This is a genomic window from Halobacillus karajensis (assembly GCF_900108515.1).
GTDB lineage: Bacteria > Bacillota > Bacilli > Bacillales > Halobacillaceae > Halobacillus > Halobacillus karajensis.
In genome coordinates, this window is sequence record NZ_FNWW01000001.1 from 765652 (window position 1) to 792220 (window position 26569).

At 43.4% G+C, this 26569-nt stretch carries 23 protein-coding genes and 1 pseudogene; 2 read left to right on the forward strand and 22 right to left on the reverse strand.

Annotation, left to right across the window (positions count from 1 at the left end):
- Positions 1-111: 111 nt before the first annotated feature.
- The 5 genes from argD to BLW54_RS03600 all read right to left on the reverse strand — a co-directional run bounded on the left by argD (position 112) and on the right by BLW54_RS03600 (position 5979).
- Positions 112-1272 carry an acetylornithine transaminase gene (gene argD / locus BLW54_RS03580; protein WP_074733269.1) on the reverse strand — a complete coding sequence of 387 codons (1161 nt, stop codon included), beginning with the start codon at positions 1270-1272 and terminating at the stop codon, positions 112-114.
- Positions 1269-2078, reverse strand: coding sequence for an acetylglutamate kinase (argB, locus tag BLW54_RS03585; protein ID WP_074733270.1), 810 nt, complete (start codon positions 2076-2078; stop codon positions 1269-1271). Before argB ends, argD begins: the two co-directional genes overlap by 4 nt.
- Positions 2041-3267 carry a bifunctional ornithine acetyltransferase/N-acetylglutamate synthase gene (gene argJ, locus BLW54_RS03590; protein ID WP_074733388.1) on the reverse strand — a complete coding sequence of 409 codons (1227 nt, stop codon included), beginning with the start codon at positions 3265-3267 and terminating at the stop codon, positions 2041-2043. Before argJ ends, argB begins: the two co-directional genes overlap by 38 nt.
- Positions 3268-3287: 20 nt before the next feature.
- Positions 3288-4325 carry an N-acetyl-gamma-glutamyl-phosphate reductase gene (argC, locus tag BLW54_RS03595; RefSeq protein WP_074733271.1) on the reverse strand — a complete coding sequence of 346 codons (1038 nt, stop codon included), beginning with the start codon at positions 4323-4325 and terminating at the stop codon, positions 3288-3290.
- 343 nt (positions 4326-4668) lie between these two features.
- Positions 4669-5979 carry a lysine N(6)-hydroxylase/L-ornithine N(5)-oxygenase family protein gene (locus tag BLW54_RS03600; protein WP_244153468.1) on the reverse strand — a complete coding sequence of 437 codons (1311 nt, stop codon included), beginning with the start codon at positions 5977-5979 and terminating at the stop codon, positions 4669-4671.
- Between the two features lie 221 nt (positions 5980-6200).
- Here BLW54_RS03600 and BLW54_RS03605 point away from each other — a divergent pair, with 221 nt between their 5' ends.
- A complete protein-coding gene (locus BLW54_RS03605) occupies positions 6201-6665 on the forward strand; it encodes a GNAT family N-acetyltransferase (RefSeq protein WP_244153469.1) in 465 nt (154 codons plus the stop codon).
- 45 nt (positions 6666-6710) lie between these two features.
- Here BLW54_RS03605 and BLW54_RS03610 read toward each other — a convergent pair whose 3' ends face one another.
- From BLW54_RS03610 to BLW54_RS03670, 13 genes are all read right to left on the reverse strand, one after another.
- A complete protein-coding gene (locus BLW54_RS03610; RefSeq protein WP_083391469.1) occupies positions 6711-7166 on the reverse strand; it encodes a cupredoxin domain-containing protein in 456 nt (151 codons plus the stop codon).
- A 187-nt stretch (positions 7167-7353) separates the two neighbouring features.
- Positions 7354-8256: a vanadium-dependent haloperoxidase gene (locus BLW54_RS03615; protein WP_074733274.1), complete on the reverse strand. Its 903-nt coding sequence runs from the start codon at positions 8254-8256 to the stop codon at positions 7354-7356.
- A gap of 73 nt (positions 8257-8329) precedes the next feature.
- Complete coding sequence (locus BLW54_RS03620) at positions 8330-10135, reverse strand: ABC transporter ATP-binding protein (RefSeq protein ID WP_074733275.1); 1806 nt, start codon at positions 10133-10135, stop codon at positions 8330-8332.
- Entirely contained in the window at positions 10132-11787 is a 1656-nt protein-coding gene (locus tag BLW54_RS03625; protein ID WP_439330194.1) for an ABC transporter ATP-binding protein, read from the reverse strand. Before BLW54_RS03625 ends, BLW54_RS03620 begins: the two co-directional genes overlap by 4 nt.
- A 608-nt stretch (positions 11788-12395) precedes the next feature.
- Positions 12396-13382, reverse strand: a complete 987-nt coding sequence (locus tag BLW54_RS03630; protein WP_074733277.1) for a Gfo/Idh/MocA family protein — start codon at positions 13380-13382, stop codon at positions 12396-12398.
- 68 nt (positions 13383-13450) lie between these two features.
- A complete protein-coding gene (locus BLW54_RS03635; RefSeq protein ID WP_074733278.1) occupies positions 13451-14149 on the reverse strand; it encodes an SGNH/GDSL hydrolase family protein in 699 nt (232 codons plus the stop codon).
- 71 nt (positions 14150-14220) lie between these two features.
- Entirely contained in the window at positions 14221-14988 is a 768-nt protein-coding gene (locus BLW54_RS03640; protein WP_074733279.1) for a CAP domain-containing protein, read from the reverse strand.
- A 221-nt stretch (positions 14989-15209) separates the two neighbouring features.
- A complete protein-coding gene (locus BLW54_RS03645; RefSeq protein ID WP_074733280.1) occupies positions 15210-16649 on the reverse strand; it encodes an aldehyde dehydrogenase family protein in 1440 nt (479 codons plus the stop codon).
- Between the two features lie 13 nt (positions 16650-16662).
- Positions 16663-17715 (reverse strand): homoserine dehydrogenase, encoded by a 1053-nt coding sequence (locus BLW54_RS03650; protein ID WP_035506997.1) that lies wholly within the window; start codon positions 17713-17715, stop codon positions 16663-16665.
- Complete coding sequence (locus tag BLW54_RS03655) at positions 17712-18905, reverse strand: M20 metallopeptidase family protein (protein WP_074733281.1); 1194 nt, start codon at positions 18903-18905, stop codon at positions 17712-17714. Before BLW54_RS03655 ends, BLW54_RS03650 begins: the two co-directional genes overlap by 4 nt.
- 13 nt (positions 18906-18918) lie before the next feature.
- Positions 18919-20112: a cystathionine gamma-synthase family protein gene (locus tag BLW54_RS03660; RefSeq protein WP_035507002.1), complete on the reverse strand. Its 1194-nt coding sequence runs from the start codon at positions 20110-20112 to the stop codon at positions 18919-18921.
- A 2-nt stretch (positions 20113-20114) separates the two neighbouring features.
- Entirely contained in the window at positions 20115-21074 is a 960-nt protein-coding gene (locus tag BLW54_RS03665; RefSeq protein ID WP_231622349.1) for a cyclodeaminase, read from the reverse strand.
- A gap of 8 nt (positions 21075-21082) precedes the next feature.
- Entirely contained in the window at positions 21083-22285 is a 1203-nt protein-coding gene (locus tag BLW54_RS03670) for a M24 family metallopeptidase (RefSeq protein WP_035507004.1), read from the reverse strand.
- Positions 22286-22493: 208 nt separating this feature from the next.
- Here BLW54_RS03670 and BLW54_RS03675 point away from each other — a divergent pair.
- Positions 22494-23618 (forward strand): annotated as a pseudogene (locus tag BLW54_RS03675) (threonine synthase); the annotation flags it as partial.
- A 61-nt stretch (positions 23619-23679) separates the two neighbouring features.
- Here BLW54_RS03675 and thiE read toward each other — a convergent pair.
- Genes thiE through tenA form a run of 4 tightly spaced genes read right to left on the reverse strand, consistent with a single transcriptional unit; the run spans position 23680 to position 26534 of the window.
- Positions 23680-24294, reverse strand: coding sequence for a thiamine phosphate synthase (gene thiE / locus BLW54_RS03680; protein WP_074733282.1), 615 nt, complete (start codon positions 24292-24294; stop codon positions 23680-23682).
- On the reverse strand, positions 24284-25048 hold the full coding sequence (thiM, locus tag BLW54_RS03685) for a hydroxyethylthiazole kinase (protein WP_035507007.1): 765 nt from the start codon (positions 25046-25048) through the stop codon (positions 24284-24286). Before thiM ends, thiE begins: the two co-directional genes overlap by 11 nt.
- The gene (gene thiD / locus BLW54_RS03690) at positions 25039-25851 is read right to left on the reverse strand and encodes a bifunctional hydroxymethylpyrimidine kinase/phosphomethylpyrimidine kinase (protein WP_074733283.1); all 813 of its coding nucleotides are present in this window, start codon (positions 25849-25851) and stop codon (positions 25039-25041) included. Before thiD ends, thiM begins: the two co-directional genes overlap by 10 nt.
- Positions 25848-26534 carry a thiaminase II gene (tenA, locus tag BLW54_RS03695; protein WP_035507010.1) on the reverse strand — a complete coding sequence of 229 codons (687 nt, stop codon included), beginning with the start codon at positions 26532-26534 and terminating at the stop codon, positions 25848-25850. The genes thiD and tenA overlap by 4 nt, the downstream gene beginning before the upstream one ends.
- Positions 26535-26569: the final 35 nt, after the last annotated feature.

The following is a 26569-nucleotide window of genomic DNA, read 5'->3' on the forward strand; positions in this document are numbered from 1 at the left end:
AAATCACCCCAATAAATGAATATTTATTATAAAATTCGCATTTTTATACATTTAATATCTGAAAAAGGCAGTGCTTATCACGATTTGTGAATGTCACCGCCTATACAATTTTTATACTTTTTGTAGACGATCTTCATATATCTGAATAGCTTCAGTAATAAGTGCGACAGACTTGTCCAACTCCTCATACTCGACGGTTAACGGTGGCAGGAGTCTTAATACGTTTGGTCCGGCGATGACAGCTAATAATCCGTTTTCCCTTAGAGTGTGAACCAATTGAATGGCTTCGCCGGAGGTAGACACCCCTACTATTAAACCTTGTCCACGCACTTCCTCAACACTTTGGAAGTGTGCCAAGGCACTTTCCAATTGTTTTTTAAAATGATTCCCTTTCTCAATCACTTCTTCTAAAAACATCGGGTTGAGGACCTTTTCCAATGTCGCGTTGACAGCTGCAGACGCCAATGGATTCCCACCGAAAGTGGAGCCGTGAGAGCCAGCCGCAAAAGAATCCTCTAACCCTTTCTTTCCAATCATCGCACCGACGGGGAATCCACTCCCTAACCCTTTCGCAGATGTTACGATATCCGGATCGAGCCCATAGTGTTGGTAGGCGAAAGCTTTCCCTGTCCGGCCGATCCCGGTCTGAACTTCATCAATGATTAAAAGGGCTCCTAATTCCTCACATTTCTCCTGGACTGCTTGCAAGAATTCTCGGGTACCTGGAACGACCCCTCCCTCTCCCTGGATAACTTCAACCATAATGGCCGCCACATGACCGTCGTGTACTTCCTCGATCTGTTGGACATCGTTGTAAGGAAAATATTCAAAGGTCGGAAGTAATGCCCCAAATCCCTCCTGAATTTTCTCCTGACCCGTTGCACTCATCGTAGCAAACGTTCGACCATGGAAAGACTGTTTGAATGTAATAATTTTTTCTCTCCCTGTATGTTTCCGGGCGAGCTTGATTGCTGCTTCATTCGCTTCTGCTCCACTGTTACAGAAAAAGACATAATCTAATCCTGCTGCCTCACTTAACCGTTTAGCTGCTTGTTCCTGCACAGGGATCTGATAAAGATTGGATACATGCCATACTTGATCCAATTGATTTTCAATCGCTTTTTGGACCTCTACAGGACGATGACCAAGGTTACAAACTGCGATTCCTGATACAAAGTCTAAATAATCTTTCCCTTGGTCATCGGTGACGGTTGTTCCCTTTCCCGATACGATTGTAAGAGGGAAGCGATTATACGTAGGAAATAAACTCACTCTACCTTCTCCTTTCTCTTACCTCTAATAGATGTGCCACTTAACGAGCCATCTTCCATCAACGGTTGTTCACCACTCACAATCCTAACTTCCTGTAAATGATCGGAGAGAGCCGTAATGGCTGAATGAACTTTAGGAATCATTCCACCATAGATGGTTCCCTTTTCAATCAGCTGTTCAATTTCCGCTGGTGTAGTCTCCTCCATCACCTCATTATCAAAAAGAATACCAGGGACATCCGTTACGAAGAGGAGTTTCTCCGCCCCCACCGAACGAGCTATAGCGCCTGCAGCTACATCTGCATTAATATTGACAGTTTCATGATCTAGTGTTTTGCCAACGGGAGCAACAACAGGAAAATACCCTTGATCAAGAAGCTGATGTAGAACTGTAGCATCGACTTCAAGAACTTTCCCTACAAAACCCAAGTTCTCTTTATCCAGATAATCGGCCTGCAGTAAGGAGGCTTCTGATCCTTTCACCCCTACCGCTTTAATACCTTGTTTTGTGAGGTTTCCTGTGATTTGGCTGCTGACTGATCCCCCAAGAACCATTTCCACGACTTCCATCGTTTCAAGGTTCGTTTTACGTAAACCGTTATGAAATTCACCCTCTATACTCAGCTTATTGAGCAGCTTGGTAATTGCTGGTCCACCTCCGTGGACGATGATACAGCGGTATTGTTTCTGAAGCTCAATAAAACTTTCATAAAAAGCTTCTGTCAGTTGATCCAGCATACTACCGCCAAGTTTAACGACAAGGATGGGTTTAGGTTCTGTAGCTTGCGTTGATTTTGACGTAATCATAAGTTAAATCGCACCCCCATGCCGTTCCTTCTCCATCCCCTTCATCAAGATGAATGAAAAATTTCACTTTTTCATTATCCAAATCTTCGGTTGCTTGTTCTTCGGAAAATGGACAAGGGGTACCGTGGCTGAAGACAAGCTGATCTTCAATATAAATATCACAACGAGATGGATCGACTTCAGCTTCACTATGGCCGATAGCTCCAACAATTCTGCCCCAGTTTGCATCTAATCCATAGACAGCTGTTTTTACGAGGCTTGACCCGACGACTTTCTTGCCAATCATTCGCGCTTCTTCATCTGTACGGGCACCTGTAACCTCCACTTCAATCAGTTTGGTTGCCCCTTCACCATCTTTGGCGATTTGCTTGGCTAAATCCTCACAAACGAGCTGAAGGGCCGTTTGGAAAGCATCCCAATCCGGATGATCTTCCGTCAATGTTGCATGTTCAACTGCGCCATTAGCGAGTGTCAGCACCATATCATTGGTCGATGTTTCTCCATCCACCGTAATTTGGTTGAATGACTTTTCGATAGAAGGACTCAAAGCCTTTTGTAAAGCATCCGAGTCGATCGTTGCATCTGTTGTAATAAAGCCCAGCATGGTGGCCATGTTCGGGTGAATCATCCCCGATCCTTTCGCTGCCCCGCCGATGGATACAGTCTTTCCATCCACTTGGACCTGGTAACAGGCAGATTTTTGGCAGGTATCTGTTGTTAAAATAGCTTGTTGGAAATCCTGATTGCCATCTTCTGTAGCTTCGACCGTCTCGCAACCGTAAGCTATTTTATCCATTGGAAGCTGTTCACCAATCACCCCTGTAGATGCAATGGCTACATATTCGTCAGGGATGTGAAATCGTGTCGCTACCATTCCTCTCATCTCATAGGCATTGGACAGACCTTCTTCACCTGTACACGCGTTCGCGACCGCACTGTTAATAACAACACTCTGTATTTTCCCTTGTCCCGCAATACTTTCCTGAGTCACCTGAAGAGGTGGGGCTTGGAAATGGCTTTGAGTGTAGACAGCAGCAACAGAAGCCGGTGTTTCACTCATAAGTAGAGCGAAGTCTTTTTTTCGATACCTTAGTCCGCTGTGAATTCCACCTGCCTTATATCCCTTCGGCGTCAAAATGGAACCATCCGTCACTTTTTCAATGGATTGTGTGTGCTTCGCTTGTATCAAACCATCTCTCCCTCTCTTCATTATGGATAAACAGGCAATGGAGAAAGCCCTGTCTTCTCCTCATATTGGAATATTAGATTCATATTTTGCACAGCTTGACTAGCTGCCCCTTTTAATAGATTATCAATAACACTTACAATGGTAACCCGTTTCGTACGGGTATCAATCGTTAATCCGATATCGCAATAATTTGATCCGTACACATCCTTCGTACACGGAAAACTTCCCTCTTCTCGAACTCGAACAAAAGGTTCCGTTGTATAATAGCGCTCAAACGTGTTTCTCAACTCATCTTCTGTCAGGTTCTTATTTAGTTGCACATAAATCGTTGCCATGATTCCACGTGTCATCGGTACTAAATGAGTGGAAAAGGTAACAGGGTCGATATCTGAGTACCACTCAGATAGCTGCTGCTCAATTTCAGGGATATGCTGATGCCGATTCACTTTATAGATTTGGAAATTTTCTTGGGCGTGAGCAAAATGGGTCAGCGGATTTGGGTTTTTACCCGCGCCGGAAACCCCGGATTTCGCATCGACGATTATGGAGTCTGCTTTTACCAGGCCCTCTTTTACTAATGGACCTAGGCCGAGTAACGCAGCTGTTGGAAAACAACCTGGATTCGCAATCACATCCGCGTCTTGAATCCGTTCTTTATTCCATTCCGGTAACCCGTAGACCGCTTTTTCCAGTACTTCATTTGAAGCTGCACCTTTGTTGTACCATTGTTCATACAATGATGCGTCTTTTATTCTCAGATCTCCGGATAGATCAATGATTTTTGCATGACCACCCTGTAACTTTGGCGTCAATTGACTGGATACTCCTGCAGGCGTCGCAAGGAAAATGACATCAAGGTCCTCTTTCATCATATCCGGTACTAAATCTTGTAATATATGAGTTTGCTCCCCTTGAAATTGAGGATAAATATCTTCAAATTTCTCTCCAGCCTGAGAGGATGAATATAAGGTTATCGATGTAATTTGTGGATGATTGTTTAATAGGCGGAGTAACTCAATTCCTCCATACCCGGTCGCACCTACGATCCCTGCCTTCACTCTGGACCCACCTCATGTATATTTATTATTTAATCTGTATATTTACAATATTATTAACCCTGAGACTTCAGATGTCAATAGATTCACCTCATAATTTATATATTTTATAGATTTCCATTGCCAAAGGTATGAACACCGCGGTCATATAGGTTCTAAAGAGTAAAAGAGACCTGCCCGGTTATCCACATGTGGATAACCGGGCAGGTCTATCATATTACCTCGTTCTTATTCACATATGCACAATTTTATGCACATTATCAACACTATATGGGAAAACCTCCCCTTTATCACTAGAAAGACGAAGAAAAGCTCAGGCCGATTAGCAGGAGCCTGAGCTTTTCTTTTATACGTTGAAAGATTGGAAAATGTTTTTTTCATTTATAGGGAATACTTCGCGTCCAGTAAGATGATTAATAATGACCTTATTCCTATGGATCGACAACCCTAGGTTGGTCGACCCAACACCATGAGTGTGTGAGATGCCACTATGAACATAAATTTCATTCGCTGTCTCTTTCGTTTTCACAAGTCGATAATCTTTCGTCACTTTGTATCTGCCTTTTTCATCCCATTCTAGGAAATCTGCCAAATGATGTACAAAATCAGGAACATATGGTTTATATCCAGTAGCGGCAATAACGAGATCACTATGATGGGTAAATGTTTCTCCCTTCTGATAGTGATAACATTCTAATTCATATCCCCCCTCCACTTTAGGGCGGATCTCTTTCACTTCACTTAATACTTGCAATCCTATATTCAACTCTTCACGCCCGACTGAATATTCATAGAGCAGGTTGTATATATCATTGATGGTATGATTGCTGATTCCTTTGTAATATAACCCTTGACTTGCGAAAATTTCATCTTTTTGGTGTTGGGGAAGCTGATAAAAATAATTCACATAATCCGGTGAAAAATGCTCAAGGCTTAATTTGGATTCCTCCATTGACTCAAAACCCGCGGAACGTGTGATCCAGTCGAGTTGGTAGCCACAATCACGCTGTTCTCTTAAAAGCTCACGGAAAGCCTCCGCAGCACTTTGTCCAGAGCCCACAACGGTTATCGAATCCGCTTTACGGCAACGATCCCTATTCGAGAGGAAATCTGCGGTGTGAAAGACGTCCTCTGAAGAAGCATTTCGGAAAGATTGTGGCATGACGGGAACACTACCAGTTCCCATTACTAAATTTTTCGTACAGTAAACCTCCACCTCTCCACTGTTCATATGTGTCACTTCCACTTCAAAGAGTTCCTTATTATCCTTATAATGTCGGATATTTGTCACTCTTTGACCAAATTGGCAGCTATCCAGCTGCTTCGCTACCCATTGACAGTAATCATTGTATTCTCTCCGGGGAATATCAAGACGCTGTAGAAAATAAAACTGATACATCCGTTCATTCTTGCTGATGTAATTTAGAAAACTGTACGGATTTGTCGGATCAGCCATTGTAACCAAGTCTGCAATAAAAGGGACTTGCATTTTTGTTCCTTCAATTAACATTCCCGGATGCCAGTCAAACCCTTCCTTTTGTTCAAAAAATAATGGTTCCACTCCATCTATTTCATCAAGCAAGGCTGCCAAACTTAAATTGAACGGGCCGATGCCTATGCCAATTAAGTCATAAATCTTTTCTTGTTGGTCCATCATCCACTACTCCTTTTGTAACGCTCCTCAGCTCGGGAGAAGTTCCATTCGTTTCTCTTGTTCATTGTGTACGGGGAAATGGGAATAACCGATTCATTCCGCGGAGAGCGCCCACTTCTCCCCAAATTCTTTTCAGAAAAATGACCAATTTCTGAAAAGAAGACACTAACCTTATGTTATCATAACCACATCCTTACGATAATACCCGGATCATTGGAGGAGTTATGATGAGCCATATAAAGCTAGTAGAAGTTGCAGACCGACGCATCTATATGAAGGATCTGCTATTAGCGGATGAGTCAGAAAAGGTTATTGAAGATTATATAAATGAAGGAGATTTATACGCGATCCATTATAATCAAGATCAGGTCGGTATCTGTTTATTTATTTATCCCGAAGAGACGACCGTGGAAATTAAAAACATGGCCATTCAAGAAGCATACAGAGGAAAAGGATTGGGAACGCAAGTCATCCAAACGGCATCCCAACTCTTTTGTTCTAAAGGGTATACAGATATGATCGTCGGAACGTCCAATTCAAGCATTGCAAACTTAGCTTTTTACCAGAAATCTGGCTTTCGCTTTCATAAAATTTATAAAGACTTTTTCTTACGTTATCCTGACCCCTTTTATGAGAATGGGATCCGAGGGATAGATATGGTTGTTTTACACAAAGCCCTCCTTCCTTAAGTTGAGATCATTAAAAAAGGGCGATTCCCTCGCCCACTTTTGGATTTAATCTACAACAATATAAGCGATCATTGGTCCATTCGATTGAATATCCGCATGGGTTGTGCAGATCAGGCGATAGATGCCCTCCTTTTCAAATTGAAGGTCAAGGACTGTCTCTTTCCCTTGCTCGACCACACCTTTGACATCTGTGCCTTCAATATAAAACGGATGTTCCTTTCCATTCACCCCATATACGCTCAGCTTGAAGGGCTCACCTTTTTCCACAAAAATCGTTCCAGGATCCCATCGATAGGCTTCGATTTGCTTGCCATCAGATGTCTCAGCCTTAAACTCTCCTGTGACCATGTTGATGACTCTCGGCTCCCCATTGACAGGAGCTGTTGAGGTAGCGATTGCCCCTTTCCAAAAAAAGCTCCCGATAAAATAAGCGGCAAAAGCAATTATAATGGCACCTAGAAGCATCCCTGCTTTCCGGGCTGACAATATCCAAGCATCCACACATACCCCTCCTAAGTCTGTTTATTCATTTATATGCGAAGAGGCGATGAAAACTTGTCTACTTTTTTACCGATTATGCTGGATGAAAGAAAAGAATGCTCTGCCCCATCTTTTTTTTCATCCAACATACAGAAACCAAAAAACCTCTACGATCGCTTACGCTGTTGATAGAGGCCCTTTTGGTCGATTAGTAAAATAATTTGGGGTCAATCCACTCGGTGTAAGAAGTAGATTCTTCCATTGAATCTTCATTCAGAAGCAAAGAGTTGCATTGATGTTCAAAACGGAAGGGGATGGCCTGACGATAATCTTCTGGATAGACGTTCGCGTTTCGATATTCGATGAAAGGCTGATCCAGCGTATGGCCATTAACATGGTCTTTTTTCAATTCATCTACAACGATTCTGCCGATCTGTCTTCCCAACCGGAGCCCTTCATCATTATCAACAGGATAGTGTACACCTGCATATAATCTGGAAATCGCATTTTCCTCAGCTAATTCCTTTATTTTTCTTCTTTCTGCAGGGAAGAAATAGCTGAGTATAGCTTCTGCTGCCCCAGAAATCGTCGCATGGCCGGAAGGGTAAGAAGGATGTTTTGGTGTACAAATGACCGTTGAAAAGTTAGGGTCCAATTGATTAGGTCGGGGAACAAGCCATTTGTATTTCAATGACCAACACACAACGAATGCATCATTCATGCCACTGAAAACCGCCCCTAAGATCCGGGCAGCCCTTGGTGCTTCCACATGATAAGTATCAATAAGACGGTCAACGATGGGAGTCCATTGTTTAGAAGGAGGCCCTTCCCCCCAATATACGGCCATTTTCTTTTGTTCAGCTGTCAAGTTGGTCTGTGCCTTTTTAACCAACTGTAATTCCCTGTTCCAATCAATGGATTGGGGATCTTTTATGGCTAAGCGGATCGGACGTCCATCTAATTTTTTAAATCCATGCCTTTGGCTGTGTTTAATAAAGTAAGTTTTCCATTTACCTGACTCGAATTCGACTCCCTCATTCATTTGTGGAGGTCTCTGTTCACCTGCATAAGGTAAATCGGTCCAATGAGGATATCTTTGCACTTGAGACATTGTCTCCCTCCTTTTTTCTTTATCCTATGCCGGGACAAATGTGGAGGTGTGCAACATACCACAGCATTTGCTCTTACCCTGTGTTATCCGTGGATTGGGCTAAAATTAAACTGGCATACTGCCCTTCTTTCTCCATTAAGGACCGGTGATTACCTTTTTCTATAATTTTCCCATCTTGCATTACTAGTATAAGGTCTGCTGATCGTATCGTATGAAGCCGGTGGGCAATAACAAAACTGGTTCTGCCTTTCATTAATTCCGCCAGGCCTGCATTAATTTTCATTTCTGTCACTGTATCTATACTACTGGTGGCTTCATCTAAGATAAGGAACGAAGGATCGGCAATCATTGCTCGCGCAATCGACAACAACTGCCTTTGTCCATGACTTACCCCTTTTCCATCTGAATCAAGTACCGTGTCATACCCTCCTGGCAGGCGAGTAATAAAATCATGGGCACGCGCAGACTTAGCCGCTTTCTCTACATCTGCATCAGAAGCATCTAATCGACCATAACGAATATTTTCACGGATAGTTGTGTTAAACATAGTGGCATCTTGCAACACGACGCCCATCTGACTTCTCAGATTATCTCTTGATATTTCCTTCATATCGATGCCATCCATTAAGATTCGACCTGAGTCCGGATCATAGAACCTGGAAAGTAAAGATATAATCGTAGTTTTACCAGCACCTGTAGGCCCAACGAGAGCTACCGTTTGACCTGCCTCTACAGTAAAATGAATATTTGAAAGGGTCGTCTGTTCTTCTTCATAGGAAAAATCAACATTTTCAAAAGTGATCTCTCCTCGAATTCCATCCACCGCTTTCGCTGATTGATCATCTTCTTGTTCTTCCTTTTCATCGATGACCTGGAAGACTCTTTCCGCTCCGGCAACCGCAGAGAGAATCATATTCAACTGGTTGGCAAGATCGTTTAATGGACGAGTGAACTGACGGGAATATGTAGTGAAAGTTACGATCCCCCCTATAGATACAAACCCGTTCAAAGCAAGTAACCCCCCAGCTCCGACAATAATCGCAAAGCTAGCATTGTTCAACATGTTCATAAGCTTTGGAATAAAACCCGTGTATACTTGTGCATAGTAGCCGGATTGTCTCAAATCCTTATTTTTCCCCTCAAATTCGTGAATGACATCTTCTTCCTTTGAAAACATTTTAATAATGGGCTGGCCTGAGAACATTTCCTCCACATACCCATTCATCTCACCAAGGTCACGTTGCTGCTTTTTAAAATAAGGACCTGTACGACGGGTAATCCATTTCATCCCAAAATACATAACCGGAACAATGGTTAGTGTCAACAAAGTTAAAACAGGGCTTAACCAAAGCATTATGACCACTGTCCCGATGATCGTGAGTAAACTAGTAAAAAACTGAACAACAGCTGTATTAAGAGTACGACTGACATTCTCTATATCATTTGTAAGCCTGCTCATGAGTTCTCCCTGAGGGGTTTTTTGGAAAAACGGCACAGGGAGAAGCTGCATGTGGGAAAACAGATGCGACCTCATGAATTGAACGGCATGTTGAGCAATCCCGATCATCCAGTAGTTTTGCAGCCAAAGGAAGATAGAATGAAACAAATAAACGGCAAACAAAACTCCAATCATCCCCATTAATGTTTCGAGCTGATAGCTTTCAATAACCAAGTCGACTGTTAAGCCAAGCAGGTATGGACCTAACAAGGATAATGACGAACTGATGAGAATGGCGACCATAACTAAAGTGAAAGTGATCTTTTGTTCTGTCATATAACGCCATATTCTTAGTAGCGTTCCTCCTATATTGTCTATTTTAGGAGGGTTTGCCCCAATCACGTGATGGTGCCCGATTTTAGGTTGATTCTTTCCCTTCATGCCATCACCCCTTCTTGTTGCGAACGGTGAATTTCCGCGTAATCCTCATTTTGTCTGAGTAAATTCTCGTGTGTCCCTTGAGCCTTGATTTGACCGTTATGCAGGAAAAGGATCACATCGGCATTTTGGATGGAACTCACTTTTTGCGCCACGATAAATACCGTGCACGATTGTTCCTCAAGTGTTTCTAATAATCGCTCCTCTGTATGGGCATCAAGGGCACTTGTACTATCATCCAAAATTAGAATGCTGGGCTTACGAATAAGGGCACGGGCAATGGAGAGACGCTGCTTCTGCCCCCCCGAAAACACAATTCCCTTTTGTCCTATTTCCGTATCATAACCATTTGGCAGGGAAGCAATAAAATCATGGATTTGGGCCTGCTTTGTTGCCTCCTCTATTTCCTGTAGACTTGCCCCCTTCTTCCCCCAGCCAATATTTTCTCGGACTGTTCCTGAAAAAAGGTGAACTTCCTGAGGGACGAGACTTATTTGTCCTCTCACATTTTTCACATCAAGATTTTCTATTTCCTCTTCATCCAAAAAGAGCTGACCTCCATTTTTTTCATACAAACGAGGGATTAAGTTAAGTAAGGAAGTCTTACCAGCCCCCGTTTCCCCAATAATGCCAACGGTTTTCCCGGCCTCCACCTGAAAAGTGATGTCTTGTAAAACGGTCTGCTCTCCCTGTTTAAATGAAATGCCAGAAAACCGGACGTTCCCTTTCAGAGTTTCGCTCTTGCCCTGTGTCTCTTGAGAGTTTTGTTGTGAGAGGACATCCTCAATTCTTGAAGCAGATGCCTGGCCTCGGGAAATGACCATAATTAAAAATGTAAATACAGAAAAAGTAAATAGAATACGCGTCGCATAATTTACCATGGCCACAAGTTCACCAGCTTCTACGGCTGCGCTGTTCAACATTTGGGCACCAATGAATAGAATAATGAGAATTACGATATTCATTCCAAACATAACGACAGGCATAGCGACTTCCATTAACCAAAGTGCTTTTTTGTTCTGGTGCACCAAGGACTTATTAGCCTGATGGAATCTCTTTTCTTCATAGCTCTTTCTATTAAACCCTTTGATTAAGCGAATCCCTGATAAATTTTCACGAATGATTGTGTTAAGAGCATCCAGCCTCTGTTGGACTCCCTTAAACCACTGAACCCCTTTTGTGAGAATAAAATATAAAAAAAGCAGGAAAACAGGGACACTCCCTAGTAAGATCAAGGCAAGCTGCACATCAATCGTAAAGACCATCACTAGGGCGAACATGATAAAAAGGGGAGCCCTCAGTCCAATTCTCACAAACATAAACAATAAATTTTGTATTTGAATGACATCGTTTGTGATCCTTGTAACAAGACTCGGAGTAGGCAGATGACGAAAATGATGATCTGAAAACTTCTGCACGCTTGTAAATAACTCTTTCCTAAGATCGTACCCGACTCCCTGGCTAAGATCGGCAGCAAAAAAGGAGTTTGTCACGCCTGCTGTAAAGGCCAGGAGGGATAATCCCAAAAGACCTCCTCCCCAAGTGAGGACAACATAAAAATCCCCGGCTAAAATACCATCATCAATAATCTTAGCCATAAGCAATGGCTGTACAAGCTCAACAGTCAATTCAATTAACATTAGAAACAGCGAGATCGTTTATAAGGAAAAGTGTAAGAAAAAATAGTTCGCATTAAAAATCCTCCCAACTTGGGTCATTTAATTGCCCCATATACAAAACCTTCCACACACGCCATTCAAAGCAGAACTTTTGTACACTATTAAAACAGCTTAGAAGGTAAAAACACGACCTTATCTGTCCATTTACCCAGTCGTAACACGGACCGTTCATTAAGTAAAAAGCTTGATGTTATCTCTAGGGGGATTCCAATAAGGGAAGGCGGTACCGGCCATGATATCTGGGGAAGATGGCTGATCCGGGAAATGCTACACGAAGACTACGAAGATTTAATGAATGACACCGGTTCCTTGGCGGCACAATTCTCCCTTAAATTTTCAAAAGTAATGGAGAGGTTTAGGAACAACAGACGATGGGAATGGCTGGTTTACCAAACACCCCTCCTGGTTTAGAATACTGGATAACTAAGAACAGGAGGACGACAGTTTCTTTTTGTGAAAGTAGGAACAAGACTCACTCTCCTCCATCAAGCGTTTGGCAAACACCCCAGAGATTTCATCTTAAGACCTGGACAATCTAAAAAAAAGACACGCTCTTGATGCGTGTCTCTTTTATCAGGCATCTCCTACCATTGATCGCTAGGGTACATCAATCCGATCTGCCGACGGGCTGCTTCCATGACCTCTGCTGTGAGAAGTGTATGCTCTAAGGAATGATTATTCGTTTGAGTTTCCTTTTTCTCTACAATTCGCATAAATTCAGCCGTTTCATAGTACATAGGCAAATATTCATCCATATAATCCAGCTTTTCTTCCGTTCCATCTCTATAAAGGATGGTTATATCCCTTGGCTCGGAAATATTCGGTATAAGAATCGTCCCTTTTTCTCCCTGGATTTCACTAGGGGCATGGGAATCAATGATTTTCGAATGCATAATCACCCCTTCCATATCATCGTAATCAGCTACGATACTGCCCTGGCCATCCACCCCCGAGTCTAAAAAGACAGCATTCGCCTTAATATTATTGGGAGCGCCAAATAAGACGATCATCGGATAAATTCCGTAAATCCCAAGGTCCATTAAAGATCCATTAGATAGTTCTGGTTTGAAGGCATTCAAAACCTCCCCTTGTTTGTAGGCATCATAACGGGAAGAATATTTGCAGAAATTACCGACATAACGCCGGACTTTTCCAATTTTATGTAAATGATTCTGGACACTTAAAAAACCGGGCATAACTGTGGATTTAACGGCTTCCATCAAAGTGACTCCTTCTGTTTCAGCCACCTCCATCATCATGGCAATTTCTCTTCTGTTAGATCCCATCGGCTTCTCACACAATACATGCTTTCCCTTTCTCATGATCGTTACGGCCTGTTCCATATGAAAAGCATTCGGACTCGCAATATATACAGCATCTACATTCGGATTGGCAGCCATTGCCTCAATATCTGTAAATGTTTCCCTAGCTCCATGCTGGGAAGCAAAACTTTCCGCTCGTTCTTTTGAGCGCGAATAGACTGCCTGTAATTCAAATTGGCCATGCTGTTTCCCAGCCTGGATAAACTTCTCGGTAATGGTGTTTGTTCCGATAATCCCAAACCTCACCATGCTCAACACCTCCATCTACAATAGTTTCATTATACATGAAGATTGGAAGAACCATCCACATGAAGTTTTTATTCATCAAGATGTTTCAAGGTGATCTCAGCCAGAATTCTCTGCCCCTTTTCCGTTGGGTGCACATCACCTTTAATAATATATTCTGGATGGTCATGGTACGCTTTATAAGCATTTATTAAAGTTACCGAAGCGAAATGCTTCAATAATTGAATCAAAGAAGCATACTGCTGATTAATATAGGCTAAAGGGGTGCTGAGCTTGTCTCCAGCAGCAGGATATGGATTATATATGTTATAGACCAGGATTTTCCCATCTGTCAGTTCATCTATTTCAAGAATGGTCGAATATACATTATAAATTAAATCACGAATCACAGGAGCTGCTTCCTCCATCTTCAATCCGTCTAAACCTCCGTTCTTTTTCACCACGTTTAATAAATCATTCCCTCCTATATAAACAATGACATAGTCTGCTTCTTTTAAGCTCTCCCTAAATATTTTATTTGACCGCACCGCCATTAAAAGTTGAGCAGAGGTAAGACCCGGAATACTTAAATTTGTCACTTCCATATCTTTTTCCATACCAATTAAGTACGGAAAGGATTCTTTTGGGGGGTTTTTATTTTCTTTCGTCAAATTGTATCCATAAGGAATAGAATCACCGATGGCAACCAGGCGCTTCTCATTAAAAGCATGAGCCTGCATGGGTGTAACAGATATTATAAATACAATCATCAACATCCATATTTTTTTCATTTCTATCTTCCCCTGCCTTAGGTACTATGTAAACAAGACGCCTGATATCTAAACCAAGCGCCATGTCTTGTTTATTTAGCAATGAACATCTGAACCCAGTAGTCCCCATCTTCCGCATGTCCCACACCGATATGGGTAACATTTTCATTCATAATATTTTTACGGTGTCCAGAACTGTTTAACCATCCATCTACAACCGCTTGTGGCGACTGTTGCCCTGCCGCTATATTTTCTGCAGCAGTAGAATAATCTACACCAAACTCCTTCAACATATCGAAAGGACTACCATAGGTCGGGGATGTATGGGAGAAATAATCGTTCTGTGCCATATCTTCCGACTTTGTCTGTGCGACTTCTTCCACTTCATTACTATTCTTGAGTGGACTTAAGCCATTTTTCTCACGAGCTTTGTTTGTCAACTCAATCACTTGCTCCTGGAAATCTCCATTTGCTTGATCACTTTGCTGACCAGCGTCATCCTGTTGTTGTTCCGCTTGATCGTTTCTCTGCAGGTCTCTTTGATTTCCTTCTTGGCCATCATGTGTGTAACGACCATCCTGATCAAAGAAATAAGGACCTTGCATAGAACCACTCGTACCGTTAGGGTTCATCCCTTCATAAGGAACGTTAGCATCAAAACGGTTCTGGCCATCTGCACCAGGGTCCATCCTTTTCTGGCCATTTCCATCTCCTTGCATCCCCTGGTCTTCAGGGCCGAAACTTACTTCATTCATATTATTGCGCTGACTTTCACGCGCACGCTCTTCAGATGTATTACAGGCAGCCAGTATGACAACCATCATAATGGCTGCAAATAAAATAAACAGTTTTTTCTTCATCTTACATCCTCCTCAGGAATATCATCACGTTTACTATTTGCATGACAACAAACAATATCCCTGAGAAGAAGTACCATTTCAGTGTCCCTATTCCTTTTTATAAACGGTGAATTTTATCTGATGATGACCCAGAGGAATCGAGACACGTTTGGCTTTTTTGAGACATTTACCTGAGCTTATGAAAAAAGACGCCCTTTTAGGCGCCTTAGTTTACAATAAAACTACTCGTCAATATTGAAGCAAACCACTTTCTGCTCTGTCATAGAGTCCATACTGTATTTAATCCCTTCCCGGCCAATTCCAGATCCTTTCGTACCGCCAAATGGCATTTCATCAATTCTGTAATCGCTACTGTCATTAATCATAATTCCACCAACATCGATTTTTTCAATCGCTTGAAAAGCTTTGTTCAAATCTTTGGTAAAAATTCCGGCGTGCAGTCCATAGTTGACCGCGTTGGCCTTTTCAATCGCTTGTTCCAAGTCATCGATCGGTTCCACAATCACTACTGGTCCGAAAACTTCTTCTTTAGCAATCGTTGAATCCGGTGAGACGTTAGTCAGGACTGTAGGGGAATAATAGGCACCCTCACGAACGCCTCCTGTTTCAATTTTTGCCCCTTGCTCAACAGCCTGATTCACCCACTCAGCCACTCTTACTGCTTCTTTTTCGTTAATCATCGGACCAACGTCCGTTCTTTCATTCATTTTGTCTCCCACGTTCAAAGCCATTGAAGCCTCCGTTATGCCGTCCAGAAATTCCGCATAGACAGAACGTTCCACATAAATTCGTTGGACACCAATGCAGTTTTGGCCAGCCGCTGAAAAGGCTCCTGAACAACAAGCATGCACAGCCTTAGGAAGATCGGCATCCTGTAAAACAATGACCGGAGAATTCGACCCCAATTCCATGCTCACTTTCTTTGTTCCTACTCTTTTGGTTATGGCTTCTCCAGCGTTCGCCCCGCCAGTGAATGATATCATTTTGATAGCTGGATGAGTGACTAGAGTATCGCCTATTTCTTTTCCAGAACCAGTGATAACAGAGAGGTACCCACCAGGGAGACCAGCTTCCACAAATGCTTCTGCAAGTTTTAACGCACTTAAAGGAGTGGCAGAGGCAGGCTTCAAGATAATGGCATTTCCTGCGGCGATCGCTGGGCCGATTTTATGGGCTACAAGGTTTAAAGGATCATTAAATGGTGTAATGGCCCCGACGATTCCAACAGGAAACCGTTTGAAATACCCCACCCTGTTTTCACTGCCAGGGTTCTGGTCGAAATTGATGGTTTCTCCCTTCATCCGTCTGGCTTCTTCCGCACTGATCCGGATAGTCTGTGTGGCACGTGTCACTTCTGATCGTGCTTCTGTAATCGTTTTACTTCCTTCCCGTGCGATTGTCACTGCAAACGTTTCATGATGGGCTTCCATATACTCTGAAACCTTTGTTAAAATCCGGATCCGCTCATGTACTGGAAGGATTTTTCTTTGGTTAACCGTTCGCTCAGCTTCTTCGATCGCCTTCAGCATCTCCTCTTCCGTTGCTGAAGGCACATGGGCAATAACTTCATTATTGTGTGAATCAAATACTTCAAACGTCCTTTCATTCGACATCCACTTTCCACCCACAAGCATTTGGCGTGTCACCACCTGTGTCTCCATCCAGTTTCCCCCCTTAGGTTTTACTTAATTCCTTCCGTTTGTGGCAATGAATTAAATCAATTAATAATGAAAAACCGGTTTCTTTCAAACCAGCTCCTGAGCCAGTAAGCATAATCGGGCCAGATAAGTCACATTCATACACAATGGCATTCGTCGCCCCCATTATACCTGCTAAAAGATCATCATTCTTAATACGTTCTGGTTGGACACTTGCCGTCACTACGCCGTTTCCCTGGCGAATTCGGGCAAGAAGCTTCCATTTTTCATCACATGCTGCTGCTTCATTGATATCGTGAGCAGTCAAGCCCGTGATCCCGGCACAAAAGATATCCTTTGGATCGAGTGGGACGCCAAATACGTGATTGGATAAAATTGCAGCTTTATAACGTACATCATATCCTTCCAGATCACTAGTGGGATCCGCTTCTGCATATCCTAATGCTTGTGCTTTTTCCAAAGCTTGATTAAATTCCATCCCCTCCTCCATAGCCGTGAGGATATAATTTGTCGTTCCGTTTAATACCCCTTTAATTTCTCTAATTTCGTTTCCTGCGAGCGTTTCAGAGGGTAACCTTAGTGCAGGTGTTCCACTCATGACAGTTCCTTCAAATCCAAAGAATACCTCGTTATCTTCCGCTTTTTCTATTAACTCTTTATACGCAAGAGCCACAGGTCCTTTATTTGTTGTGATGACACTCTTTCCTGTATCAAAGGCTCGGTGACAGTGCGTGAGCGCTGGTTCTCCCGTTTTCACATCTGTATAAGTCACCTCAATAATAACATCGGCATTTGACTGCTCAATCGTTTCTAAACTGCTCCAGCCCTTAATGGTTTGAGATGTCTCTGGGTAGTTTTCCAAAGATCCGGTACGCCTCACACAATCTAGAAGCTTAGGGATATTTAAACCATCGGATTGATAAACCGCTCCTTTTTTAACATCCGATACAGCAACGATTTCAACTTCGAGTCCATACTTTTGTTGTAACTCCTTTTGCTTTTCATTCACAATTTCTGCAAATGACTGCCCCACGCCTCCAAAACCGATCATGGCGACTTTTACACTCATTGAAATCCTCCTCCTCGCTCCAATAAAAGATATGCACTATTCAGTAAGACCCTGACTCCGTGCGGCAGGGACTTTTCATCGATATTAAAATCTGATTGATGGAGGCCTGTTTCCTTATCTAAGCCGCATCCTAAAAAAAACATAGCACCAGGAACCTTTCGAGTGAAATAACTAAAGTCTTCACTTCCCATTCCAAATGGCGCTTCGTACTGTGTCATGCCGTAGGAAGCCTCCCTGATCACATTGTTCACGTAAGGGTCATTTATCAGAGAGGGCTCTCCACGGTTGACTTTTAGGGAGTATTCTCCACCAAGGGCTGTAATGATTTCAGCTGTCTGATGGATTTCCTTTAAAAGAGTCTCACGGACCTCATCTTTGTAAGATCTTATTGTTCCTTGAACTTCTACGGTGTCCGGGATAATATTATTGGCTTCCCCCGCATGAATCTGACCTACACTAATGGTACCTACATCCAGCGGATCTACTTTGCGCCCATTCAAACTGTACAACGACTGCAGCACGTAGGTTGCCATCCAAACAGGGTCCTTCACATGCTGCGGATAACCTGCGTGCCCACCACTTCCCTTGATCTGTAAATGAAACTCGTCATTATTCGCCATGCTTGGACCATTATGCCATTGAATCTCCCCGGTCTTCCGCCATGGACACATATGAAGAGCAAGGGCTACGTCCAGTTTATCGAGTTTGCCTGAACGGAGCATTTTTAACGCACCTGTCTCTCCCCATTCGTCGCAACTTTCTTCCGCTGGTTGGAAAATGAGCATGATTGTCCCCTGGAACCGTCCCGCTTTTACATCCTCTGCCAAAAGATGAGCAACACCAAGTAAAATCGCCGTGTGGGCATCATGACCGCAGGCGTGCATAACACCTGGGACTCTTGAAGACCAAGGGCTCTCTGTTGTTTCAAAAATCGGCAAGGCATCCATATCCGCCCTAATTCCTACAACCGGTCCTTCTCCCTGGGTTACAGTAGCGATTACACCATAACCGCCGACATTTTTTTCGATTTGGAAAACTTCCAGATCCTCTAAAATTCCAATGACCGTTTCACTTGTTCGTTTTTCCTTAAAACTGAGTTCAGGATAGCGATGGAAATCCCTTCTCCATTTCACTAATAGGTCAAATAATTGATTAGAACGTAAAACTAAGTCCGCCTTTTTGGTTTTCACATCGCTGCCCTCCTCACTTATTCACAAACGTTTGTAAGGATTGAAAAGCCTGTGACAAGTCTTCCTTTAAATCATCAATATCTTCAATTCCCGCAGAGTAACGAATCAACCCTTCCGGAATACCCATAGCCGCTCGCTCTTCAGGTGTACATTCAACATGGCTTGTTGTTCTAGAAGGACCGACTACTGTCTCTACACACCCAAGGTTAGCGGCCCGGTTAGCGTATTGAAGCCTTGGTAAAAGGTCACGAACAGTGGCAACTCCACCTTTAACTGCAAAACTCAGCATTCCCCCAAACCCGTTCATTTGCTGTTTAGCAATCTCATGGTTCGGGTGCGTTTCAAGCCCTGGATAAAAGACCCCTTCGACCATGTCGAACGTTTTTAAGTGTTCAGCAATAGCTGCGGCATTTTTATTTTGTTGTTCGACACGCAGTTTTAATGTCTTCATCCCTCTTAATAGCAAATACGCCGCCATTGGATCGAGCGTTGCTCCGTTGATTTCCCTGTAATGATAAATCGCTTCTACTAAATCTTTTCTGCCACAAACCGCTCCACCTAGAGCATCGGCATGACCTCCTAAAAACTTCGTCGCACTATGAATGACAAGATCGGCCCCAAGCTCTAATGGATTTTGATTCACCGGTGTTGCAAAGGTATTATCCACAATAACTGTAGCACCCACAGCTTTGCCAGCAGCCGCCATTCGTTTAATGTCGGTTATTTTGACAGTCGGGTTCGTCGGACTTTCTAAATAAAGTACTTTACATCCTTTGGCTACTTCCTCTTCTAAAGCCGCATGATCCCCTGTTTCGCAAAGTACGACTTCCACCTGCTGTTTCGGAAGGAACTCTGTAAAAATTTTATTCGTTCCCCCATACGTATCTTTAATGGAAACAATACGGTCACCTGGAAACAATAGGGTGTCGAGGGTATTGCTTATCGCCGCCATTCCGGTAGAAAAACTTGTAGCTGCTTCTGCATTTTCCAATATGCGGATTTTATCTTCGAATGCCTGGACCGTAGGGTTCGTGTTTCTCCCATAGATGTGGCCAGGCTTATTGCCTATCGCTACTTCGTACCATTCGTCCATATCGTCATATCCAAATGATACACTGTGTACAACTGGGACTTGAGTAGCCCCGAACGCAAGTTGTTCCTTTTCTCCAGCCCAGATAGATTTCGTACTAAACTTTGCTTCTTTCATCTTTAAACGCCCTCCTTGGCTAAAAGTAATGCGTATACATGTCTTGCCACCGCTGTATCCTGCACTCCTGTACCTGTTAAGTCACAAACGGTTATATCACTATTTGAATGACGAAAAGAGACTTGCTTACTTGTCACTTCCCCAAGCTCTACTGTATGACCCTCCATCTCAGGAGTTGATCGCAATTCTCCTAAACGAATGGACTGAGCCCTCACATCACATACAATCCGATCTGCTTTTTCCAATACGGTTGAGTCCAATTCCTGCTTATGTTCGGCATCAGAACCCATCGCTGTAATATGGAGCCCTTCTCGAAGCCACTCACCATAAATCAAAGGTTCTTTGGATGGAGTTGTCGTCACCACGATATCACTTTGCTCGACAATTTCTGAGATTGTAGGAAATATTCTAATCTCAATATCAAACTTCTCCTCCATTTCAGCTTTGAAGTCCTCTGCCTTTCCTTTATTTCTTCCATATACCATCACATGTTCAATAGGACGCACAAGCATAAGCGCCTCCAACTGAAGGCGGGCCTGAGAACCCGTACCGATAATCCCAGCTGTCTTACTATCTTCTCTACTACCATATTTCGCTGCTACGGCCCCAGCTGCAGCTGTTCTTAAATCGGTTAAAAGGCCTTGGTCCGCTAATATGGACAATGGTTCTCCTGTTTGACTGTTGATTAAAATCATCATGCCGTTCGCACTTGGGAGACCAAGGGAAGGGTTATCAAAGAAACCGGAAGATAATTTCACAGCAAAACTGTCCTGTCCTTTAATATAAGCCGATTTAATATCCACTTCTCCGTTATACTCAGGGACATCGATTCTCATGATCGGCGGCATCTGTGCTTGATTCTCTACCAATGATGTAAAGGCTTCCTCCATCTTTTCCACAAGACCTGTGTCCAGACGAATCACTTTTTCTATCTCATCTCTTTCAAATAGTCGAATTTTCAAAACCTCCCTTAGCTGATCTGCCCGCTTAAATCCATCGGATCGCGTACGATTAAATCCTGTGGATAGGTGGTAAACCTTTCACTTCCTGATTCTGTCACCCGGAATGTTTCACTGATTTCAATTCCATCTGTATCAAACCAGAGAGCTGGAATCAGGTGGAAGGTCATATTCGGTTTCAGTTCCGTCCTATCCCCTTTTCGAATGCTGGCTGTATGTTCTCCCCAGTCCGGTGGATAATTGAGACCGACAGAATAACCTAGGCGAGATTCTTTTTCATACCCATGCTTTTTAATGCTCTTCCGCCACACTTCTTCAAGCTCCCCGCAGGTTACACCAGGTTTAGCGAAATCAAGCACATTCTGAATACCTTCCAGTACAATGGGAGCCACCTGCTTCATTTTTTCACTCGGTTCGCCGATAGAAACGGTCCTTGCCAGTGGTACATGGTATCGTTTATAGCACCCAGCCAGTTCAATAATGACTGCACTTCCTTTAACAAACGGCCGGTCTGTCCAAGTCAGGTGAGGGATAGATGTATGGTCCCCTGTCGGTAATAACGGAACGATCGCAGGGTATTCCCCACCAAAATCCGACGTCCCTTTCACCATGTGATAATAGATGGTGGCAGCTGTATCACACTCACGCACACCTGGATAGATGCTTTCGACACCCTTTGTCATCGCTATATCCGCAATTTGGGCCGCCCGTCTCATATATTCAATTTCCTGATCAGACTTTACAATCCTAACCCCATTAACGAGCAATGTCGCATCCTTAAATGTGGCATTCGGTAATCCCCTTTTCAATCTTTCCAATGCCATCCCTGTAAAATAATAATGGTCCATCTCTACACCGATTTTTCGGGAACCTTGACCGATTTGAATCAGAATATCTGCGATGAAGTCCATCGGATGATTCACTTTCGAGTGGACGTAATAATCGGGGTAAGCAATAACATTTTCATCATAAATCCACGTCGTGACACGCGCCCCATTCGCATCCTGGTAACGTCCGATCCAAAGCGGCTGTGGTTCATCGATGATGATGACGAGCATCTGGTGAACATAAAAAGACCAAGCATCATAACCAGAAAGATAATTCATGTTAGCGGGGTCTGTAATCAAAAGCACGTCAATACCTTTATCAGCCATCCGTTCCTTCGTTTCGTTCAGACGCTGATGATACTCTAGAATGTCAAAAGGAAGAACCATTTCATCCCCTCCGTCCTATTATCTGAATTTTTGAATTACTGTTACATCTATTGTATTCAAATATATTTTTCCTTGTAATGTAAAAAGTGTATGAAGTTTTGAAGATGTCCATAATACAATGTCGCTAAACGTCAGAAGGAAGCTTATCTACACCTTTGATATGTTATGATACGTGTAACTTGACCTAAGGAGGAAATGAAGATGACTTTGTGGGTCTCCTCTTCTGGTACACTATGACATAGATGCACTGAAGGAATTATGGGCCCCTGAAGATTTGAAAGGCCGCTCCCCTGATTTATGGCGTTATCATGAAATTCTCCCGCTTCAGGACCCTACATATATCACTTCTTTGGGAGAAGGAATGACCCCATTGCTCCCCCTCCCTACAGTTCAATCAGATATGGATATTGGAAAATTGTATATGAAGGATGAGGGCATTATCCCTACCGGATCATTCAAGGCACGCGGAGCAGCGGTGGGTGTTTCAAAGGCGAAAGAGCTCGGCATAAAAGAACTGGCGATGCCGACAAATGGAAATGCCGGAGCCGCCTGGTCTTTATATGCCGCCAGAGCTTCGATGGATTCTACTATAGTCATGCCTGTGGATGCACCGAAGATCACCCGAAATGAATGCGCGTTATCGGGGGCTCATCTCTTTCTTGTGGACGGCCTGATTAGCGATGCAGGGAAGATTGTGGGGAAATCTGTGGAAAACTCAGGGCTATATGATGTCTCCACATTAAGAGAACCGTATCGAATTGAAGGAAAAAAGACGATGGGACTGGAAATTGCAGAACAATTAGGCTGGAGAGTTCCAGATGTCATTCTCTATCCAACAGGCGGGGGTGTGGGATTGATCGGCATATATAAAGCCTTAAAAGAGCTTCAGCAAATTGGCTGGATAGCATCGGATAAAATGCCGAAACTGGTTGCTGTTCAATCTGAGGGATGTGCACCGATTGTGGACGCTTGGGAGCAAGGAAAGAAAGAATCAGAATTCTGGGCTCACTCTGAAACGATCGCTTTCGGGATCAACGTTCCAAAAGCCCTTGGTGATTTTCTTGTCCTAGAAGCCCTTTATGAGACGGAAGGATGTGCAACAACAGTTAGCGACCAGGACCTTTTAGAAGAACAGAAAGTCCTGGCCCAAAAAGAAGGGGCATTTATTTGTCCAGAGGGCGCTGCTGCCTTTTCTGCTGCCAGAAAATTACGTAAACAAGATTGGATTAAATCAGAAGATGAAGTTGTCGTTCTAAATACAGGGGCAGGGATCAAATACCCTGATACTGTCCAGATGGAGGTACCCGTACTGAACCCTGGGGACAATCTCTAAACCAAGATATAAATCTAATCAGAAAAAGGGAACTCCGCCGACCAGCGTAAGTTCCCTTTTTTTATATCGATTGAACCGTCGCTTTCACATCTTCTGCCTGAGCAATTGCAGATATAACAGCAACCCCGTCAGCTCCTGCATCTAAAACTTCATTCGCATTACCAGAGTGGATCCCACCGATCCCAACAACAGGGAGAGGGGATACCTGACGCTTTACTTCTTTTACCCACTCCGTTCCCACCACAGGTTTTGCGTTTTTCTTTGAAGAGGTCGGGTAGACAGGCCCAGCTCCCAGATAATCCACAAGGTGTAAAGGGCTCCTGTTTAATTCATCCTCATTGGATACAGATAAACCGATGATTGTATCCGGATATTTCAAACGAACATCCTCTACACCAAGGTCTTCCTGTCCAACATGGAGACCATCTGCATCCAACGCATCGAACAGCTCTACGTCATCATTGACGATGAATAAAATACCAGCCTCCGCACAACGTTTCCTCAATTTATGACCAAGGCTGTATTTCGCTTGTCCTGTAAGGGAACCTTCTCCCTTCTCCCTATATTGAAAACATGTGATTCCTCCATGAATCGCTTCCTCCAAAATTACGAGAGGATCTCTCTCGCAATTTTGACTGCCCATAATGAAATATTTCCTCAGCTTACTAGCCAGCATGTTCCACCTCCGCTGCCAAAGAATCGATAAAACGTGGAAGGAACGTCCCTGGCCCTTCCACATCCGGACGTGAAGCAGCTCTTTCCGCTGCCTGTCCATAATAGTTCAACGTAGCCAAAATTTTGTCGGATGTATCTCCTGCGACAGAGAGTCCTGCCGCAAGCAAAGAACCTAACAAACATCCGGAACCGGTAATTTGACCCAATAGCGGATGTCCAGTTTCATTTATGAAAACATCCCCTTCTATACACCCTACATCTTTCTCTCCTGTGCAGACAGCTCCTGTCCCGTATTCTTCGGATACTTCCTTTACGATGCTTATCAGGTCCCCTTTTCCTGTGGAATCCACACCCTTTGTTTCAACTTCCATACCGACAAGGTGAGCCAGTTCACCTGCATTGCCTTTAATGACTGTGGGCTGTACCTCATCTAGAATCTTACGACACACTTCAGAACGATAGGTGGTTGCAGGGGCACCAACAGGGTCCAACACAACAGGAATTCCGATCTCATTGGCTGTTTTGCCAGCCAAAATCATTGCTTGCACTTGGTCCTCATGGAGTGTACCTATGTTTAACAGTAAACCCTGGGATAACCGGGTGACATCAGGCGCCTCCTGTTTAGCATTCGCCATAATAGGCGACCCTCCAAATGCCAGGAGTCCGTTGGCTGTAAAGTTCATGACTACCGTGTTTGTCATATTGTGAATTAAAGGGCGTTCTTTCCTCACTTGTTTCACAAGACTTATAACCATCGATTAAGGACCTCCTCACGAAGAGCAAAGTGATTGGTCGGTCCGTTGCCTTTCCCTAAATCAAAAGAATGCCGAATCGCCTCTGTTACAAAACATTTAGCTTCTTCAACCGCTTCAGGGAGGGAATGGCCCTGGCTCAAATACGCAGTTATAGCCGCAGAGTACGTACATCCTGTCCCATGCGTATTGGAGGAATCAATCCGTTCGGAATCGTATTCGTAATAATTCTTTCCATCATATAACATATCAACCGCTCTGCCGTTAAGATGCCCTCCCTTAACCAAGGCAGCACCTGCTCGTAATTCTTCAACAATGACCTTCGCTGCTTCCTTCATCTCTTCTTTCGTTTCCACTTTCCCACCGACAAGGACTTCTGTTTCTGGTAAGTTGGGGGTAACTAGAGACGTTTTTGGAATAAGATACTCCTGCAAATAACGCTGATCTTCTTTGTTCATTAAGGGGTCCCCGCTCTGGGCCACCATTACAGGGTCCATTACGTAAGGGCAGTCTACCGTTTCGAGCCACTGACTAATAACATTCATCATAGGCTTACTAGCAACCATCCCTGTTTTCAACGCGTGGATGGGCATATCTTCTGAAACAGCTTCAAGTTGACTTTTAAGGAATGTTTCCGGTAAATGATGAACATCCTTCACGCCTGTTGTATTTTGAGAGACGATAGAAGTCAAAACACTCATTCCATAGCTTTTTAACTCTTGGAAAGTTTTCAAGTCCGCCTGGATCCCAGCTCCCCCACTTGGATCAGTGCCGGCAATCGTCAAGGCACAATGAACGTCTTTCATCGGACAACCTCCTCTTCAGCCGGCCATTCCTCTTGGGTATAAGCCATTTCCCAAAATGAATATTCCAGCTGACAACTTTTTCTGAAGGCCTCTCTCATTTTTATCTTTTCTGATTCAGAAGCTTGTTCGGCATAAGCATCCAGATGTTCACATAAGAGATTTGTCAACGTTTTGGTTCTAACATCGGCATAAAATTGTATCCACGTCAGGAACGGATGAGAATCTTCCGGCTGATAAGTCTTCATCAGTTCCACTCCGATTTCATAATAGGTCCATGGACACGGAAGTAAAGCAGCAAGAATTTCCCCTATCCCCCCATGATGAGCATGATAGAGCATATGTTTAACATAGTGATCGGCTGTCGGTGGAAGCGGATACCCTTGCAGGTCTTCATACGACATTCCGATCTGCTCACAAAAATTATGGTGGGGGTGGACTTCACTATTCAGGACGAAGCCTATTTGGTCATGGAACAATCGAATACTTTGTCTGTCTGGAGATTTCGAGATGGCCAAGCCGTACACATGCATGAATGCATTCAAGTATTCATAATCTGCTTTAATATAATGGGCAAGGGCCTCTTTCGGCACTTCCCCTTTCCCGATTCCTTCAACGAATGGATGGGTAAAGATTCTTTGAAAAACATCTTCATTTTCAATTCTTAATTGTTTAGTAAAAGACATGAATGGAGCCTCCTATTATTTTTGGAAGCTACTAG